The following is a 15,384-nucleotide window of genomic DNA, read 5'->3' on the forward strand; positions in this document are numbered from 1 at the left end:
TCGTCCCTCCTCCTCAGGGTATCGCGAACGTCACTCAATGACGAAATGTTCGAGCGTGTTTCGTTTGATCATTTCCCAATCATATTCGACGCCGAGACCTGGGCCGTCGGGCACGGCGAAGCATCCGTCGGCGCCGACATCGTCCAGCAGGTCCGAATAGCCATCCCGGTAGATCGACACCGTCGCCTGACCGCGCGATGGACCGACCATGGCGAGTTCATAGAAGTTCGTGTTGCGCATGGCTGCCATGCAGTGCCGGTGCGCCGGCCCGTTGCCGTGCAGTTCGACGTCGAGGCCAAGGGCCTCTGCGAAATGAGCGATCTTCATCGTGCCGGTGATGCCGATATCGAGGTCCGGATCGGCGCGGACGAAATCGGTACCATCCGCCAGGACCAGATTGGCGACGGCTTCAAGTCCGCGAACATGCTCGCCGAGCAAGATCGGCGTCTTGATCAGCTCCCGCAGCCTGCGATGCGCATGCGCTGCCAGGCCACCATCACTGTAAGGGTCCTCATACCAAAAGAAGCCCGCTTCGTCGCACGCGCGGCCGACAGCAAGCGCATCGGCGAAGGTCTTCAAATGGCAGGCGGAATCATGCATCAGCGCCATGCGGCCGCCGACGGTTTGACCAAGCAATGTGATGGCGGCGATATCGCGATCCGGTGAACCGTCGGTCCAGCCGTGCATCTTGAAGGCGCGATAGCCAAGGCCGTAACACTCCTCAGCGAACGTGGCGAAGGCCTCCGGCGTCGCCAAGCCACCGCCATCGCCGCCGAACCATGTGCTGGCATAGGCCGGAAGCCGGGTGCGAAAGCCGCCGAGCAACTGGCTGATGGAGGCATTGGCCCGTTTGCCCGCCAGGTCCCAGAGCGCGTTGTCGATCTGGCAGGCTCCGATCCGATCTTCCTTGCGCAAGAAGCGGCGAATGCGCTCATAGATCTGTTCGCGGCCAAGCGCGTTTTCGCCCAATATCCATTTGGCGCAAAATCGCGTCTGTCCAACGGCGTCGGACCGCCCGCCGCTATATTCGCCGCGCGAGCCATCGGCAGTTTCAATCGTCACCGCGATGCGCGTGCGCAGGCTCTCGGCGCCTGGCATGTCGATGCCGCTCGGACTGACATCGAATGCGACATTCTTAACCGGCTGCGAGAATAGAAATATCTCGACCCGCTTGATCACAGCGCCGGGTTCTCTGGATGTTTGGTCCATCTCCGAAGCGATCTCCCTTCCGCTTGATTGACGACCTATTCGATGACGGCGTGCGCCGTCGCATTGCTCCGAATGAAATCCCAGTCATAGTCCACGCCGAGGCCTGGACCGGTCGGAACCGGGAAGCAGCCGTCCTCGTCGACGGCATCGAGATGGTCGCTGTAGCCGCATGTATAGACAGGCGCATTGAAATCGGCGCCCGAAGGCCCGACCATCGAAAGCTCGTAGAAATTCGTGTTGCGGATCGCCGCCATGCAGTGGCGATGTGCCGGACCGGGCGCATGCAGCTCGACATCGAGACCGAGCGCCTCGGCAAAATGCGCAATCTTCATCGTGCCCGTGATCCCCATGTCGAAGTCGGGGTCGGCGCGGACGAAATCCGTGCCGTCGGCAAGAACCAGATTGGCGATCGACTCCAGGCCGCGTACGTGTTCGCCAAGCAGCAGCGGCGTCTTGATCAATTCGCGCATACGGCGATGTGAATGCGCCGCCAGCCCGCCGTCGCTATAGGGGTCTTCATACCAGTAGAAACCGGCGTCGTCGCAGGCGCGACCGACCGCGAGCGCATCGGCGAATGTCTTGAAGTGGCAGGCAGAGTCATGCATCAGCGCCATGCGGCCGCCGACGCGCCGGCCCAAGGCGCGCACGGCCTCGGCATCGCGCTCATAGCCGCCGTCGGTCCAGCCATGCATCTTGAAGCCGCGGTAGCCTTTTTCGTAACAGGCTTCGGCGAAGTCGGCGAAAGCTTCAGGCGTGGCAAGTCCGCCGCCGTCGCCGCCAAACCAGGTGCTGGCATAGGCTTTGACCCGATCCTTGCCGCCGCCGAGCAGGCTGGCCACCGATGTTCCGAGCCGGCGTCCAGCGAGATCCCAGAGAGCCACGTCGATGACGCCGGCGCCCATGCGATCCTCTTTGCGCAGTTGCCGCCGGATCAGCTCGTAGGCCTTTTCGCGTGCGAAGCAATCCATGCCCAAAATAGCGCGCGCGCAGGCTGAAGCCTGCGCCATCGCGTTGGCCTGGCCACCGACATAGGCGCCTTTCCCGCCGTCACGGGTCTCGATGGAAACGGCCAAACGGGCGCGTGAGGATTTTGCGCCCGGCATATCGATGCCGCCGCGGTCGACGCCGATCATGGGATACGAAAACAGGAATAGCTCGATACGCTTCACCTGCGTGGCAGGGGACGCTTCGATATCACGCTTAATATCATCAAGTTCTTGCAAAGGTTGCCTCCTCCGGCCCCGCGCACTTTATATTTTCATATATCGTATCTGATTTTATAATTTGTCAAGCCGGGATTGTCGGCCGCGAACCATGGAGGCGCTGCTTCCGACAGGCTGGGCCGAGGAGATCCCGAACCAAGGTGACCGATGATCCGGTCGATGAATGTGATTGGCTTCGTCGAAATGGGATGCGCCCGGCCAGTGCGGAGGGCGGGTCACGTTCATCTTCGGCTTAAAGAAGGGCCGGCGCGCCTAGTTCAAGCGGACTAGCGATCCTTCATGCGCAAAAAGGGTTTTGATGGAGCGTTATGGGTCGTCGGCACGATTTCGCGCCGACGGCCAAAATAGCAGATGGTGTGCCGGTCAGATTTTCGGGGATGCCGCGGCTCCAACCTGAGTTTCCCTGGCGATCTGCTCCCTGCGCGATATCTGCTGTTCGACGACGAATACGAGCAGCCCGCCGATAGCCAGGCATGCGGCCAGGAAGAACATCGGTGCGATCGTGCTTCCCGTAGCGTCTTTGATCCATGGCACGACGTTCTGGGCAACGAAGCCGCCTAGATTGCCAACGGAGTTGATCGCCGCGAGGCCTGCTGCGGCGCCGGCACCCTTCAGGAATCGCGAGGGCAGGCTCCAGAACACCGGCTGACCGGCAAAGATACCGGCCGCAGCTATGCACAGGAACGCGAACTGTAGCGTGTGGTCCGGGATCAGCGCGGAAAGCAGGAGCGTTATCGCGCCGACAAAAGCCGGGATGACGATATAGGCCGTCTTGGATTTCGCGTTTTTCGCCATGGCGGGAACGACGTAGAGGGAGATCGCGACCAGGGCCCAGGGAATGATATTCAGGAAACCGTTTTCGGTATTGCCGACGCCGAAGCTTTTCACGATCGTCGGCAGCCAGTAGCTGAGGCCGTAGGCCGAGAGCGGAAAGGCGACATAGCAGAGCGCCATCAGCAGCACGCGCGGGTCGACGAGCGCCTTGAAACCGCTATCGGAATTCTTGTCCATACCCGCATTTTCGGAGGTGATCCTGTCCTGTAACCAGCGCTTCTCCTCGTCAGAGAGGAAATGTGCCTGCGCTGGACGGTCAGATAGATAAAACAGTGTCACAACGCCCAAGATGATGGCTGGAATACCCGTTGCGAGGAACACCCATTGCCAGCCGGAAATATTATAGAGCCCATCGAGATCGAGCAGGGTACCGCCGAGCGGCGCGCCGACGGCGTTGGCAAATGCACTGAAGATCATGAACAGCCCGACCATCGTCCCACGATAGGCCGACGGGAACCAGAGCGTGAGAAGGTAGAGGACGCCGGGAAAGAAGCCTGCCTCGCAAGCGCCGAGCAGGAAGCGCAGGATATAGAACATCGTCGCATTCTGCGTATAGGCGAGGAGCGTCGTCACGATGCCCCAGGATACGAGAATTCTGGCGAACCATTTGCTGGCACCAAATCTCTCCAGCATCAGATTGCTCGGCACTTCAAAGATGAAGTAGCCGATGAAAAAGAGGGACGCGCCGAGGCCATAGGCATATTCGCTCATCCCGAGCGCATCGACCATCTGCAGCTTGGCGAAGCTGACATTCTGACGGTCGATGTAGGCTACCAGGTATAGAAGCCCTAAGAAGGGCATCAGGCGCCAGGTGATTTTCGAGATGAGCTGTTTTTCGTCGACCATGGCGGTTCTCCTAAAATGTTATTCGATTTCTGAGCACTCGAAGATGAGCGAGCTGATTATTTCGCTTTCTAGATGTGGCGGCGGGAGGGTGTGGCAATATGTGTTTAGACAGAAATCCGGACTGCAGAAACCAGTGGCCGAACAGGTCACCGAAGACATCCGGTGTGCGACACGCAACTATCACTCCGCCGAAGACAAAATCCGAATGTGCCGGAGGGCCTGCGCGGCGAGGAGGGTATTGCTGCTCTCTGCCATTGCGGGGGCATTGCCGAGAGCATCTACTGCTGTAGATTGAAGCAAGGTTTCGATCCGAACGTTTTGCGAGCAGTCTTACGGCATGGGCGTCTTCGAGTCGACTGCCTCCTCCACAAACTCGACGCCGAGTTCCTGGCTTCCATCACGCATAAGCAGATGCTGCGGTATTCCATCGGGACGCAGCCTCGTTTCTGCCAGCGGCGACACATATTTCCGGCCGGCCTTGCGGCGGTCGAAATCGGCACGGGCGGCAGCGCGCAGTTCGGCGCTGGTCATCAGGTCGTAACCGACGCCAGCCATTATAATTGCCGAGTAGATCGATCCCTTGTCGCCGATGCTCATACCGCCGCAGGCTGTCACTGGCCAGGTATGCAGGCCGACGCCGATCGGCATTGTGGCTATGGCGAAAAGGCCGGTAGGCGTGTTGAAGCTCACGTCGCCGACATCGGTGCTGCCGCCAGTGGTGATTTCGGGCAGCATTGGCATGATGACGGGCATGAGGCCGGCTTCCGGCAGCTGCATTTCGCGCTGAAAGGCCTTGGCGAATTCCTGCTCCTCCTCCGTCCACTCCATGGGGAGCTTCGTCATATGGGCGTGGATCTGGTTCACCAGCGTTTCGTTCGGCAGCAGATCGTACATCCCGAAGAAATGATCAATTTCGACGTGGGTCTGCGTCGAGGTGGCCGCACCGCTGGCGACATCCTTGACCCATTCCGTGACGGTGTTGACATCTTCCCGATCCTGATCGCGGATCACGATGATAATCTCGGCGGAGGCGGGAATGACATTCGCCGCCGTGCCAGCATCCGTATAGATATAGTGCAGACGCGTCGTCGGCTTCATATGCTCGCGCATGAACTGGATGCCAATGCCGAAAAGTTCGGCCCCCTTCAGCGCGCTACGGCCTTCCCAAGGGTCGACGCCGGCATGAGCGGTGCGGCCGATATAGCGTATCCGCAGTATGTTGGCGGCCGCGCTCCTGAGCAGGCCCGTGGCGTTCATCGGTCCCGGATGCCAGGCGAGGCAGGCGTCGAGGTCACTGAACAGCCCGTCGCGGGCCATATAGACCTTGGCACCCTCGGTTTCCTCTGCCGCGCAGCCGTAGACCCGGATGGTTCCCGGTACTTTTTTGTCGATCATCATATTCTTCAACGCGAACGCCGCGCCGGTGCAGCCCGCGCCCAACATGTTGTGGCCGCACCCATGACCGACCTCGACACCTGTGGGGCCGGGCGTCTGGCGCGACTCGGCAGCATTGCCGAGGTCCGGAAGTGCGTCGTATTCCGGCAGGAAGCCGATCTTCGGTCCGCTTTCGCCCTGCGTCCATTCGGCCACGAACGCCGTAGGTATGCCGGAAGTCCCGGTGCTGACGACCTTGAAGCCGGCCTCCCGCAACTCCCGAAGATGGATTTCCGACGACTTCTCCTCCTGTAGCGAAAGCTCCGGGGTCTTCCAGACCTCGCGTGAGATTCGCAGGATCGCCTCGCGGACCGCCTCGACGGCGTCATGCGCGGCTTTGGCAGACTCGGGAACGTTGCCGTCCTCAGCCGCGGCGAAGGAAGGCGGCATCATCCACACGGCCGTGGACGCAAGCGAGCCTGCTAGCAGTGTCCGGCGCGAAATCTCGTTCATCCTGATGAAAGATTCGTTCCACATGGCGAGTCATCCCAACAACGTCCAACGATCCCAGACACAAATAACCGGCACATGTTTGTAACCGGCACATGTTTGCGGCAAGGCATCAAGGGACAGGCTTGGTGGGGATGATGGCACCTCGGCTGGCAGAAATCCAGCCCAACAGTCCTGAGCCGTTCCTGTATAAGCTGTAGGTTGGCCTGTTGGTTCTTCTGGAACTGAGGCCACCTAGGCGTGTCCGCCGGCTCAATTCGAGCGCGACGCCACCCAGTGGTGCCACTCTTCCTCGCTGCCATGGAAAGCGTTGAGGTCGATCCGACCTTCGACGCCATGCGAGAGGCCGGAACCGGAATATTGCCAGAAGAGCCATTTGCGTCCCGGATAGACCTTGGAGGGGTGCGCAGCGACCGAGCGCAGCCAGAAGGGATAATCGGCGAACTCGCCCTTCAAGTTGTCGCGGTAGAAATCCGGAGAGGTATAGATGATCGGGCGTTGGCCGTAATACCTCTCAAGCTTGTCCATAAAAACCTGCATTTTTTCCAGGACATGCTCGCGTGAAAGCCGTCTCTTGCAGCTGGAGTCGCCATTCCATTCGACGTCTATGACCGGCGGGAGGGCGCCTGCCTCCCTTGGAACATTGCGGATGAACCAGTCGGCCTGTTCGCCGGCGGTTCGGCACCAATAGAAGAAGTGATAGGCACCCCGTTTCAGCCCGGCCTCTTTGGCCCTGCGCCAGTTCTTGTTGAACATCGGATCTAGGTGATCGCCACCGTCGGTCGCTTTCAAATAGACGAAGTTTGCGCCCTGTGCCTGCAACGTCTCCCAATCGATCTCACCCTGCCAGCGCGAAACGTCGACGCCGTGCACGGCAAGTTTTCTCGGCGAGGAACTGCCGAAGTTGATAGGTTTGGCGTCACGGAAACGACGGCTGTAGATTTGTGCTCGTGCTTGCGGAGCCGCGGCGATCGCAGGGCTGGCCGGCATGAGCAACGCGACCGGTTTTTCCGCGGGGATCGGTACGTCGCCGGTCCTGGCCGTGGGCGTGGGTAGGAATGCCTGCGGCTCCGAGGGCGGCGCCGTCCAGCCCAATGCTTGCTGCTGGGCATCCTGTCGCTGGGTCACCTGCACAGTAGCGTTGCCTACGCTAGCAGAGGGTACAGGGCCGCTCGATCGAGTGATGGAACTGGTCGTTTCTTGCGACGGTGTTCCGGCCTCTTCCGAACCGGAACTGGCGACGCAAGCCGATAAGATGAGGGAAGCAAGAAAAATTGCTGACACAGCCGATAGACGCATAGGAACCCGTACGCAAAAACAACAGTCGACGACCGAATCCATGCCGTCGGAAAACCACCGACATGAAATGCTAACGGACAATTACCAAAAAAGATTGAATCCAATCTTTACGGTTCAGCGACCAACGTCGCTGCGCGAAGAGAAAGCGACATCGCCATTGATCGTCGTCGGTTTGGCGCGCGCCGGGTCAGGACCGGCGGGCGCCGCTTCGTTCGCGGGAGAGAAGCCTCAGCCAGGGAGCGGAATGAAACACGCTCATGAGCAGGTACATCGGGACCATTCCGCTGAGCGGTGAAGCCCCGTGCGCGGCAGAGCAGAGCATATCCTCGCCGCCGGTGGCAGCTGTCAGCAGCGCCATAACCGCAAATGCCGGCGCCGCTGCCAGGGGTAGCCAACGGGAGATGCCAGTGGCGGGAACGTTGTCGCTGAGGCCGCCGGCAGAACCGCTGCCGACGGGTGAGGCCTGATTTGTGCTGTTGGATTGGAGAGACATCGAACGTCAACCCCGACCATATTTGTCATGGTGGCGCCACCAGATACCGTCCTCGTTGCGTCCCTTGGGGGCACGGTCGAGCCATTGGTACATGCCCCAAAGGCCGTCCAGCCCGCGCGCATAGCTGGAATAGGTGTGGTAAACGATGCCGTCGTCGAGCACGAAGGCGCTCATGCCCGGCCTGTCGCGCGTAAATGTAGCAGCGTCGGTTCCGGTCATGGCTGCTATTTGTGTAACCGGTCCCTCGGTCTTGCCTGCGACAAGCTGAGGCGAGGGCGCTTCGCGGCGGAAGTTATATTCTATACCACCGTCGCGCTGTTGCTCCTCGGTGAACAAAACGCTGAAGTCGCGGTTAAAATCACTGCCGAACGAAGATGCCCACGGGAAGATCCAACCCATCCGCTGCTTGAAAGCTTGCAGCTTTGCGAGCGGTGCACGCGATATCGCCGAGAAGGCGACGTCGTGGTTTTCGAGATGGACGACGAAGCCGTTGAACCCATCCGCGATCGAAGAGCAGGAGGGGCACCCGGCCGTATAGTCGGGGCCGAACATGAAGTGGTAGACGAGAAGCTGCGAGCGCCCTTTGAAGAGATCCGCGAGCGAGGCGCGTCCCTCGTCAGTCTCGAACCGATAATCCTTGCCGATTCTGACCCACGGCAATGCTTGACGCCGCAGTGCCAGCTCGTCGCTGCGCCGCGTCAGCTCCTTCTCATCCTCGAGCAGATCGAGCCTCGCGGCCAACCACTCTTCCCGTGTCGCGGTCAAATGTGCCGTCATTGTTCTTCTCCTTTGACTGTCTGTCGTCGTATCACTCAAGATGCAACGTGTTGGTTGGTGGCCGTAATAAAATACGCCGCCTGCTGAAATGAGGGGAGTTACAAGTTTGACGGGATTTCGATGGACTCGATGATCACCGCTGCGGCGCGGGCGCTGGCCACGGGTGACCCTCTTGGGGCATTGAAGCGGGTCGCCCTGCGTGACGACGCGCCCGCACTGGCGCTGAGAGGCATCGCAATGGCACAGCTCGGCGATCTCGTCCGGGCAAAGGTGCTCCTCAAGAATGCTGCGCGCGCGTTCGGTCCGAAAGAGGCCATGGCTCGCGCGCGCTGTATTGTCGCCGAGGCTGAGATTGCACTCGTGTCGCGCGACCTTGCCTGGCCGGCTAAGGCGCTTGCTGCGGCGCGGGCGACGCTTGAAGCGCACGGCGACCGGATGAATGCCGCCCATGCACGCAATCTCGAGGTCAGGCGGCTGCTCCTGATCGGCCATCTCGATGAGGCCGAGCGGATGCTTGCCGAGCTCGATCCGACCCTGCTGCCTCCTGTTTCGAGGGCCGCTTACGAGTTGGTGGTTGCCGGAATCGCCGTTCGGCGCCTGCAGACGAAGGCAGCGCGCGCGGCACTCACCCGAGCCGAGCAGGCTGCGCGGGCAGCGAACATTCCCGCGCTGGCGGCGGAGGTAGAAAGCGCTTCCCTTGTCCTGAATACGCCTGCGGCGCGCTTGGTCCGTCGTGGCGAGGAACGCCCGCTCCTGCTTGAAGAGGTGGAGACGCTTCTGGCATCGGGAGAACTCGTCGTGGACGCATGCCGAAATGTCGTTCGGAACGCGGGCGGCGTCGTTTCACTTGCGACGCGCCCGGTGTTGTTCGCGCTTGCCCGTGCGCTGGGTGAGGCCTGGCCCGGAGACGTGCCGAGGAACACCCTCCTCGCACGCGCCTTCCGGGCGAAACATGCCGATGAATCGCATCGCGCACGGCTGCGGGTCGAAATGGGGCGGCTCCGCGCGGAGCTTCGGACGCTGGCGGACGTCAAGGCGACGAAGGGAGGCTTTACGCTGGTGCCGCGCCGCGGGCGCAAGGTCGTGGTGCTGGCGCCACCTGTTGAGGAGCAGCATGCAGCCGTGCTTGCCTTCCTTGCCGACGGAGAATCCTGGTCAAGTTCGGCTCTTGCGATTGCGCTTGGGGCTAGCCCGCGTACAGTGCAGCGGGCACTTGAACAACTTGCTGCGGCAGGCAAGGTACAGTCGTTGGGCCTCGGGAGGGCACGCCGCTGGATGACCCCACCCGTACTTGGATTTCCGACGATCTTGTTACTCCCCGGTCCGCTGCTGAACGAGTAGGATGAGAGCATGAAACAATCCGCTGCTGAAATCCTCAGAGAGTATGGACCCTTTCCAGATGCCGATCACATACATGGCGTCACCTTCGACGGCCGACACGTCTGGTTTGCGTCTGGAGATCGGCTGAACGCCTTCGATCCGGTAACTGGGAAGACGGTGCGCTCGATTGATGTCGCCGCTCATGCGGGAACGGCTTTCGATGGTGGGCACCTGTTCCAGATCGCCGAGGGCCGCATCCAGAAAATCGATCCGCAGACCGGCCGCGTACTCGCCACGATCCCGGCGCCTGGCGGCGGCGAAGACTCGGGGCTAGCATGGGCCGAGGGGACGCTCTGGGTTGGGCAGCATCGTGGCCGGAAAATCCATCAGATCGATCCACAGACAGGAGCGATCCTTCGCACGATCGAGTCCAATCGCGTTGTTACCGGCGTCACCTGGGTCGACGGCGAGCTTTGGCATGGCACCTGGGAAGGTGACGAGAGCGATGTGAGGCGGATCGATCCTGAAACGGGAAAGGTGCTGGAGAGGCTCGATATGCCGCCTGGAACGGGCGTGTCGGGACTGGAGTGCGATGGCGGCGATCAGTTCTTCTGTGGCGGCGGACGCAGCGGCAAGGTGAGAGCCGTTCGCCGGCCAGGTCGCGTCTCCAAGTCCAAAGGCCCGAGTCAGGACTTATAAATCGAGTTGAGGCTCAGATAGGCTTTTGGCCCTGCACGTCCTCGCTTCGCAGTGGAACAACAAGAGTTTACTCCTGATGGTGCAGCTCGTTCGCCAGGAAATCGATAAAGGTCTGAACGCGATGACTGGGCGCGCTGCCATTCGTGACCGCATATAAATTGGCGCTATCCGGCAGAAACCTATCAAGCGCCGTCACCAGCGCATCGGATGCCAATTCGTCGCGGACATCCCAGGCGGGGCTCAGGAAGACGCCATAGCCCTTCAACGCCCACCGCTTCAAAATGGAGCCGTCGTTCGCGACACGATTTCCGGATACGCGCGTTGAAATCTTCCTGCCGCCATCCACGAAATGCCAGGTCGAAAACGTCGTTGCGGGCCTCGAGACCATGAGGCAATTGTGGCCCGATAGGTCATCGGGATGCGCCGGCAGCCCATGTGAATCCCAATAGGAGGGAGCTGCACATATGACCCGCTGACCACGCAAAATCAGACGGGCTTTTAGCGAAGAGTCTCGCAGAGGCCCGTTTCGTATCGCGAGATCGATGTTGTGCTCGACGAGATCAATAACGGCATCCGAGAGATGCAGGTCTATTGAAACGCCGGAGTGCAACTCCATGAACCGGTCGATCGCCGGAACAATCTTGCTCCTGCCAAAGTCAACGGTTGAAGTCACTCTGATGGGGCCACGCAAGGGTCCCCCTCTTACTCCTTCGACGGAGGCGTCCCAGTCTGCCAACAATCGCCGGGCATTCGACAGGAACCGCAGCCCCTCGTATGTGAACGATAGCCGGCGCGTTGACCGCCTGATCAGTGTCGTGCCTGCCTGATCCTCCAACTGTTGCAGTGCCACCGTAGCAGTCGACGTAGCGACCGAGCTCTGTCGTGCCGCCGCTGACAGGCTTCCCGCTTCCGCGATGCTGACGAATAGACGCAGCGCATCCAAGGTGTCCATTTCTCGAAAACTCCGAAAGGTGCTGTCGAAATAGCCACGATTATCAAAAAAGACGAAATAATCAATATCTCGGACATGAACTTTGGAGACGACCACTCGATGAGAGTGGCGCTACAGCTTGGAAGGAAATCGAGATGATGGTCAAAGCTCGAGCAGCGCGGATTCATCAGTACGGCGCGCCGGAGGTTTTGAAATTCGAAGACATTCTTATCCCGGAACCCCGCGATGGTGAGGTACTCGTCCGCCACACAATGATTGGTCTCAATTTTGTCGATGTCTATTTCAGGCGAGGCACAATGGAAGTGCCGTCCTTTCCTGCAATCATCGGTAATGAGGCAGCAGGGGTCGTCGAGGCTGTTGGGCGCGACGTCAGCTCGGTAAAAGTGGGTGATCGCGTGGTTTTCGGCCACAGCACAGGGGCCTATGCCACGGCTGGTCTTCATCCCGCTGACCGGTTGGCGATCATTCCAGACGATATCTCCGACGCGCAGGCCGCCGGCAGTTTTCTCAAAGGTTTAACAGCTAGATATCTGATTAGGGACGTCGTCCCATTAAAGAGAGGTGACACCATCCTTTATCATGCCGCTGCAGGCGGCGTGGGCCAGATCTTTGTACAGTGGGCAAAGTCTCTCGGCTATCGAGTGATTGGAACCGTATCCAATGACAGCAAAGTAGACGTTGCGCGCCAGGCTGGATGTGACCATGTCATCAACTATCGCGCGGAAGATTTTGTCGCGCGAACCTTCGAACTGACGAATGGACTCGGTGTAGACGCGGTTTTCGACTCTGTCGGGGAAGATACCTTTCGCGGGTCCCTAGCCGTCCTCAAAGTTCGCGGTACGCTGGTCCAATTCGGCAAGGCGTCGGGTGAGATCACTCCCATCGATCCCTATGAACTTGGCCCGCGAGGACTGCACCTCACCTGGCCAATGCTGCAGCATTATGTTGCGACACCGGCGCAGACCGCAGAGGCGGCAGCCGATCTGTTCACTGCAATCCGATCGGGCGTCCTGCAAGTCGATCCTTCCCGCATTTATTCATTCGATGATGTTGTCCAGGCTCATCACGATCTGGAAGAGCGACGCACGACAGGTTCGGCCGTGCTTCGCGTGACGCAATAGTGAAGGGATCGATCGGCACCGAAAACTCATCATCGCGAGGCTCCCGATGCCGGGATCTGAGCTACAAAGCCATTAGGCTGTTTGGCGATGCCGATCGGATGTGCCGGGTCGGACGAATCGCAGCTGGATGTCGTTCGAAAAGGCAAGCCATCCCAACGTGTTTGCGCATTAATTCGTTTTCCTGCCCATCCGTATGCACAGATATTTCCGGGGCGATAAGCCGAGCGCCGATCTCTTTACTGCCATTATTTAGCGCCTCGGGATCGGTGAAAATCCGTTAACTATCCGTTGTTTGGTCAATCGTCGTCGGATGTCAGCCAGGACACGCATGAACGGCGTCTCCGCGCGGCCTAAAGCGTGGTTGACGCAATGCAACGATTTACGCTTGTTCATATTACAACGTTGAAATAAAAGGTTATCGGCGTCTTAACGGACGCTGTCCCAAAACTCACAAAAGACTTCGCAAGAATCTATGCAGAGAAGGAGACGATAGTGTCCATTTCAATCAACAATTTCAATGAGGTTCAAACGGAAGCCCTGCAGGCGGACGATGTGGCGGCGCGTGTTAAAGCGGCCCGTGAAACCGTGGGCTACAGCATTGAGGATCTGGCGGTGACATGCGGTCTCGCCAATGAGGAACTCATCGACATCGAGGGCGGCGCGGATATCGATCCAGCCAAGCTCAGGCGGATCGCCACCGCTCTTCAGCTTCCGCCGTCAGCGTTCCTGGCGGCTTAATCTTCAGAAGAAATCTGGTCGGCCTTGCCACTGGCAAGGGCCGACTAGTAGGGCAATTGTTCTTCCATATTGGCGAACACCCTGGCGGTGATGCGTTCCCCTTTTGTACAGTACTCGTCCGAACCCCGCAGGGCATTAGATACCGCCGCAGGTAATTACGACTGACGGCTTTTGCCTCGGCCGCTTGGCCCGGCTTTTTACCAAGTGCACGTGCCCCGCCTTCTACCAGATAAATGATGCTTTCGAGATCGCCGTCGCGATGGGACGTCGGTCCTGCTGTTGGCGTGGTTTCCACTGTGCCGGCCAATAGCATCGCGCCAAGACGCCCTCCCGATATTCCCCACCATATTGACATCGTGCTCACCACAGCTATCATTCCATTATAACATTTAATATTCCGTAATAACGGAATAATCAAGGGGATGATATCGTGCGAAACAAATTTGCCTTTCTTCTGGGAGCAGCTCTTCTCATCATGCCGTCGGCGCTTCTGGCGCAGGAAAAAGGCGGTGTGATCAATGTCGCGACGATCGGCGAGCCGCCGACATTGGATCCGATGGCGTCGACGGCCGATTTGGTCGGCATCGTCTCGCAGCATATTTTCGAGACCCTTTTCACCTTCAACAAGAATTGGAAGGTGACGCCGCTTCTGGCCGACAGCATGCCCGACATCAGCGCCGACGGCAAAACCTATACGATCAAGCTTCGCACCGGCATCAAGTTCCACGACAGCAGCGAGATGACCTCGGACGATGTCGTTGCCTCGCTCAATCGCTGGACCAAGGTTGCCTCACGCGGCAAGCAGACAGCCGGTATCATCGACAGCATTACGGCGGTCGATCCCTCGACGGTCAAGATCGTGCTGAAGCAGCCTTATGCGCCGCTTCTCTCTCTGCTCGCCTTTAATAATTCGGCGGCGATCATCATTCCGGCCAAGCATCAGGAAGACCCGATGACCGTCTTCATCGGCACCGGCCCTTACATGCTGAAGGAGCGCAAGGCGGATCAATATATTCAGCTGGTGCGCTTCGATGGTTATAGGTCCCGCGACGGCGAGGCCGATGGTTATGGCGGCGCCCGGCATCAATATCTCGATGAAATCCGCTTTGTCCCAGTTCCCGATGCCAATACCCGCGTCGAGGCGGCGGTTGCCGGTCAATATGACTATGTCGACTCGCTGCCGGTCGAATCCTTCGACCGCGTAAAAGGCTCGACAGCGTCCCAGCCGGTCATGCTGAAGCCCTTCGGCTATCCGGTCTTCGTCTTCAACACGGCGAACGGCATCACCAAGAATGTCGATATCCGCAAGGCGGTGCGCACCGCGCTCAGCATGGAAGACATGCTTGCCGCCGCCTTCGGCAGTACCGATTTCTATTCGCTCGATGCTGCACTTTATCCGAAGCCCTATGCCTGGAGCACAGATGCTGGCACGAAGGGCGCCTATAATGTCGCCGATCCCGAGGCTGCCGGCGCGCTGCTGAAGAAGGCGGGCTATAATGGCGAGCCACTGCGTATCCTCACCAGCCGCCAGTATGAATTTCATTACAAGATGGCGCAGGTTGCTGCCGAATATCTGAAGCAGGCCGGCTTCAATGTCGATATGCAGGTGGTTGATTGGGCGACACTCACGCAACGCCGTGCCGATCCGAAGCTGTGGGACATCTATATCACCCACAGTCCTTTCCTGCCCGAGCCGGCTCTGATGGGCCAAATGTCGACGAGTTCGCCTGGCTGGTGGGACACGCCGGCGCGAAAGACCGCAGTTGATGCCTTTAATTCCGCCGTTGATCCCGACAAGCGCCAGGCGGCGTGGGCTGATGTTCAAAAAGTGATCTACGACGAAGTGCCGCTGATCAAGATCGGCGACTTCAATGCGCTCGCCGCCAAATCGCAGAAGCTTGAAGGGGTCGAGGCCGCGCCCTGGCCATATTTCTGGAATGCGTCGATCAAGAAGTAGCAGCCCTTAGGCTCGTCATTCCGGCCGCGATT

The 15,384-nt window shown here is 59.4% G+C and carries 14 protein-coding genes; 6 read left to right on the forward strand and 8 right to left on the reverse strand.

Annotated elements, in window-relative coordinates:
• Nucleotides 1-30: 30 nt before the first annotated feature.
• The 5 genes from CCGE525_RS28825 to CCGE525_RS28845 form a co-directional block, all read right to left on the reverse strand.
• Nucleotides 31-1,209, reverse strand: coding sequence for an enolase C-terminal domain-like protein (locus CCGE525_RS28825; RefSeq protein WP_120707655.1), 1,179 nt, complete (start codon nucleotides 1,207-1,209; stop codon nucleotides 31-33).
• A 35-nt stretch (nucleotides 1,210-1,244) separates the two neighbouring features.
• Entirely contained in the window at nucleotides 1,245-2,342 is a 1,098-nt protein-coding gene (locus CCGE525_RS28830; RefSeq protein ID WP_120708679.1) for an enolase C-terminal domain-like protein, read from the reverse strand.
• A 453-nt stretch (nucleotides 2,343-2,795) separates the two neighbouring features.
• On the reverse strand, nucleotides 2,796-4,112 hold the full coding sequence (locus CCGE525_RS28835) for an MFS transporter (protein WP_120707656.1): 1,317 nt from the start codon (nucleotides 4,110-4,112) through the stop codon (nucleotides 2,796-2,798).
• A gap of 330 nt (nucleotides 4,113-4,442) precedes the next feature.
• Nucleotides 4,443-6,023 carry an amidohydrolase gene (locus CCGE525_RS28840; protein WP_245472201.1) on the reverse strand — a complete coding sequence of 527 codons (1,581 nt, stop codon included), beginning with the start codon at nucleotides 6,021-6,023 and terminating at the stop codon, nucleotides 4,443-4,445.
• Between the two features lie 225 nt (nucleotides 6,024-6,248).
• Nucleotides 6,249-7,295: a glycoside hydrolase family 25 protein gene (locus CCGE525_RS28845; RefSeq protein ID WP_120707657.1), complete on the reverse strand. Its 1,047-nt coding sequence runs from the start codon at nucleotides 7,293-7,295 to the stop codon at nucleotides 6,249-6,251.
• On the opposite strand from CCGE525_RS28845, the gene CCGE525_RS38525 reads away from it, so the two are divergent.
• Entirely contained in the window at nucleotides 7,180-7,590 is a 411-nt protein-coding gene (locus tag CCGE525_RS38525) for a hypothetical protein (protein ID WP_162950259.1), read from the forward strand. The two genes, CCGE525_RS28845 and CCGE525_RS38525, sit on opposite strands and share 116 nt — an antisense overlap.
• Here CCGE525_RS38525 and CCGE525_RS28850 read toward each other — a convergent pair.
• Nucleotides 7,483-7,788, reverse strand: a complete 306-nt coding sequence (locus CCGE525_RS28850; protein WP_120707658.1) for a hypothetical protein — start codon at nucleotides 7,786-7,788, stop codon at nucleotides 7,483-7,485. The two genes, CCGE525_RS38525 and CCGE525_RS28850, sit on opposite strands and share 108 nt — an antisense overlap.
• A 6-nt stretch (nucleotides 7,789-7,794) precedes the next feature.
• Entirely contained in the window at nucleotides 7,795-8,565 is a 771-nt protein-coding gene (locus CCGE525_RS28855; protein WP_120707659.1) for a DUF899 domain-containing protein, read from the reverse strand.
• A gap of 120 nt (nucleotides 8,566-8,685) precedes the next feature.
• On the opposite strand from CCGE525_RS28855, the gene CCGE525_RS28860 reads away from it, so the two are divergent.
• Entirely contained in the window at nucleotides 8,686-9,906 is a 1,221-nt protein-coding gene (locus CCGE525_RS28860; RefSeq protein ID WP_120707660.1) for a helix-turn-helix domain-containing protein, read from the forward strand.
• Nucleotides 9,907-9,915: 9 nt separating this feature from the next.
• On the forward strand, nucleotides 9,916-10,584 hold the full coding sequence (locus CCGE525_RS28865) for a Vgb family protein (protein ID WP_120707661.1): 669 nt from the start codon (nucleotides 9,916-9,918) through the stop codon (nucleotides 10,582-10,584).
• Nucleotides 10,585-10,651: 67 nt separating this feature from the next.
• Here the strand turns inward: CCGE525_RS28865 and CCGE525_RS28870 are convergent, their stop codons facing one another.
• Nucleotides 10,652-11,536: a LysR family transcriptional regulator gene (locus CCGE525_RS28870; RefSeq protein WP_120707662.1), complete on the reverse strand. Its 885-nt coding sequence runs from the start codon at nucleotides 11,534-11,536 to the stop codon at nucleotides 10,652-10,654.
• 134 nt (nucleotides 11,537-11,670) lie between these two features.
• On the opposite strand from CCGE525_RS28870, the gene CCGE525_RS28875 reads away from it, so the two are divergent.
• The 3 genes from CCGE525_RS28875 (at nucleotide 11,671) to CCGE525_RS28885 (ending at nucleotide 15,352) form a co-directional block, all read left to right on the forward strand.
• On the forward strand, nucleotides 11,671-12,657 hold the full coding sequence (locus CCGE525_RS28875) for a quinone oxidoreductase family protein (protein WP_120707663.1): 987 nt from the start codon (nucleotides 11,671-11,673) through the stop codon (nucleotides 12,655-12,657).
• Between the two features lie 492 nt (nucleotides 12,658-13,149).
• On the forward strand, nucleotides 13,150-13,395 hold the full coding sequence (locus tag CCGE525_RS28880; protein ID WP_120707664.1) for a helix-turn-helix domain-containing protein: 246 nt from the start codon (nucleotides 13,150-13,152) through the stop codon (nucleotides 13,393-13,395).
• A gap of 475 nt (nucleotides 13,396-13,870) precedes the next feature.
• Complete coding sequence (locus tag CCGE525_RS28885) at nucleotides 13,871-15,352, forward strand: ABC transporter substrate-binding protein (protein ID WP_425375922.1); 1,482 nt, start codon at nucleotides 13,871-13,873, stop codon at nucleotides 15,350-15,352.
• Nucleotides 15,353-15,384: the final 32 nt, after the last annotated feature.

It is taken from the genome of Rhizobium jaguaris (assembly GCF_003627755.1).
In the GTDB taxonomy this organism is placed as follows: domain Bacteria; phylum Pseudomonadota; class Alphaproteobacteria; order Rhizobiales; family Rhizobiaceae; genus Rhizobium; species Rhizobium jaguaris.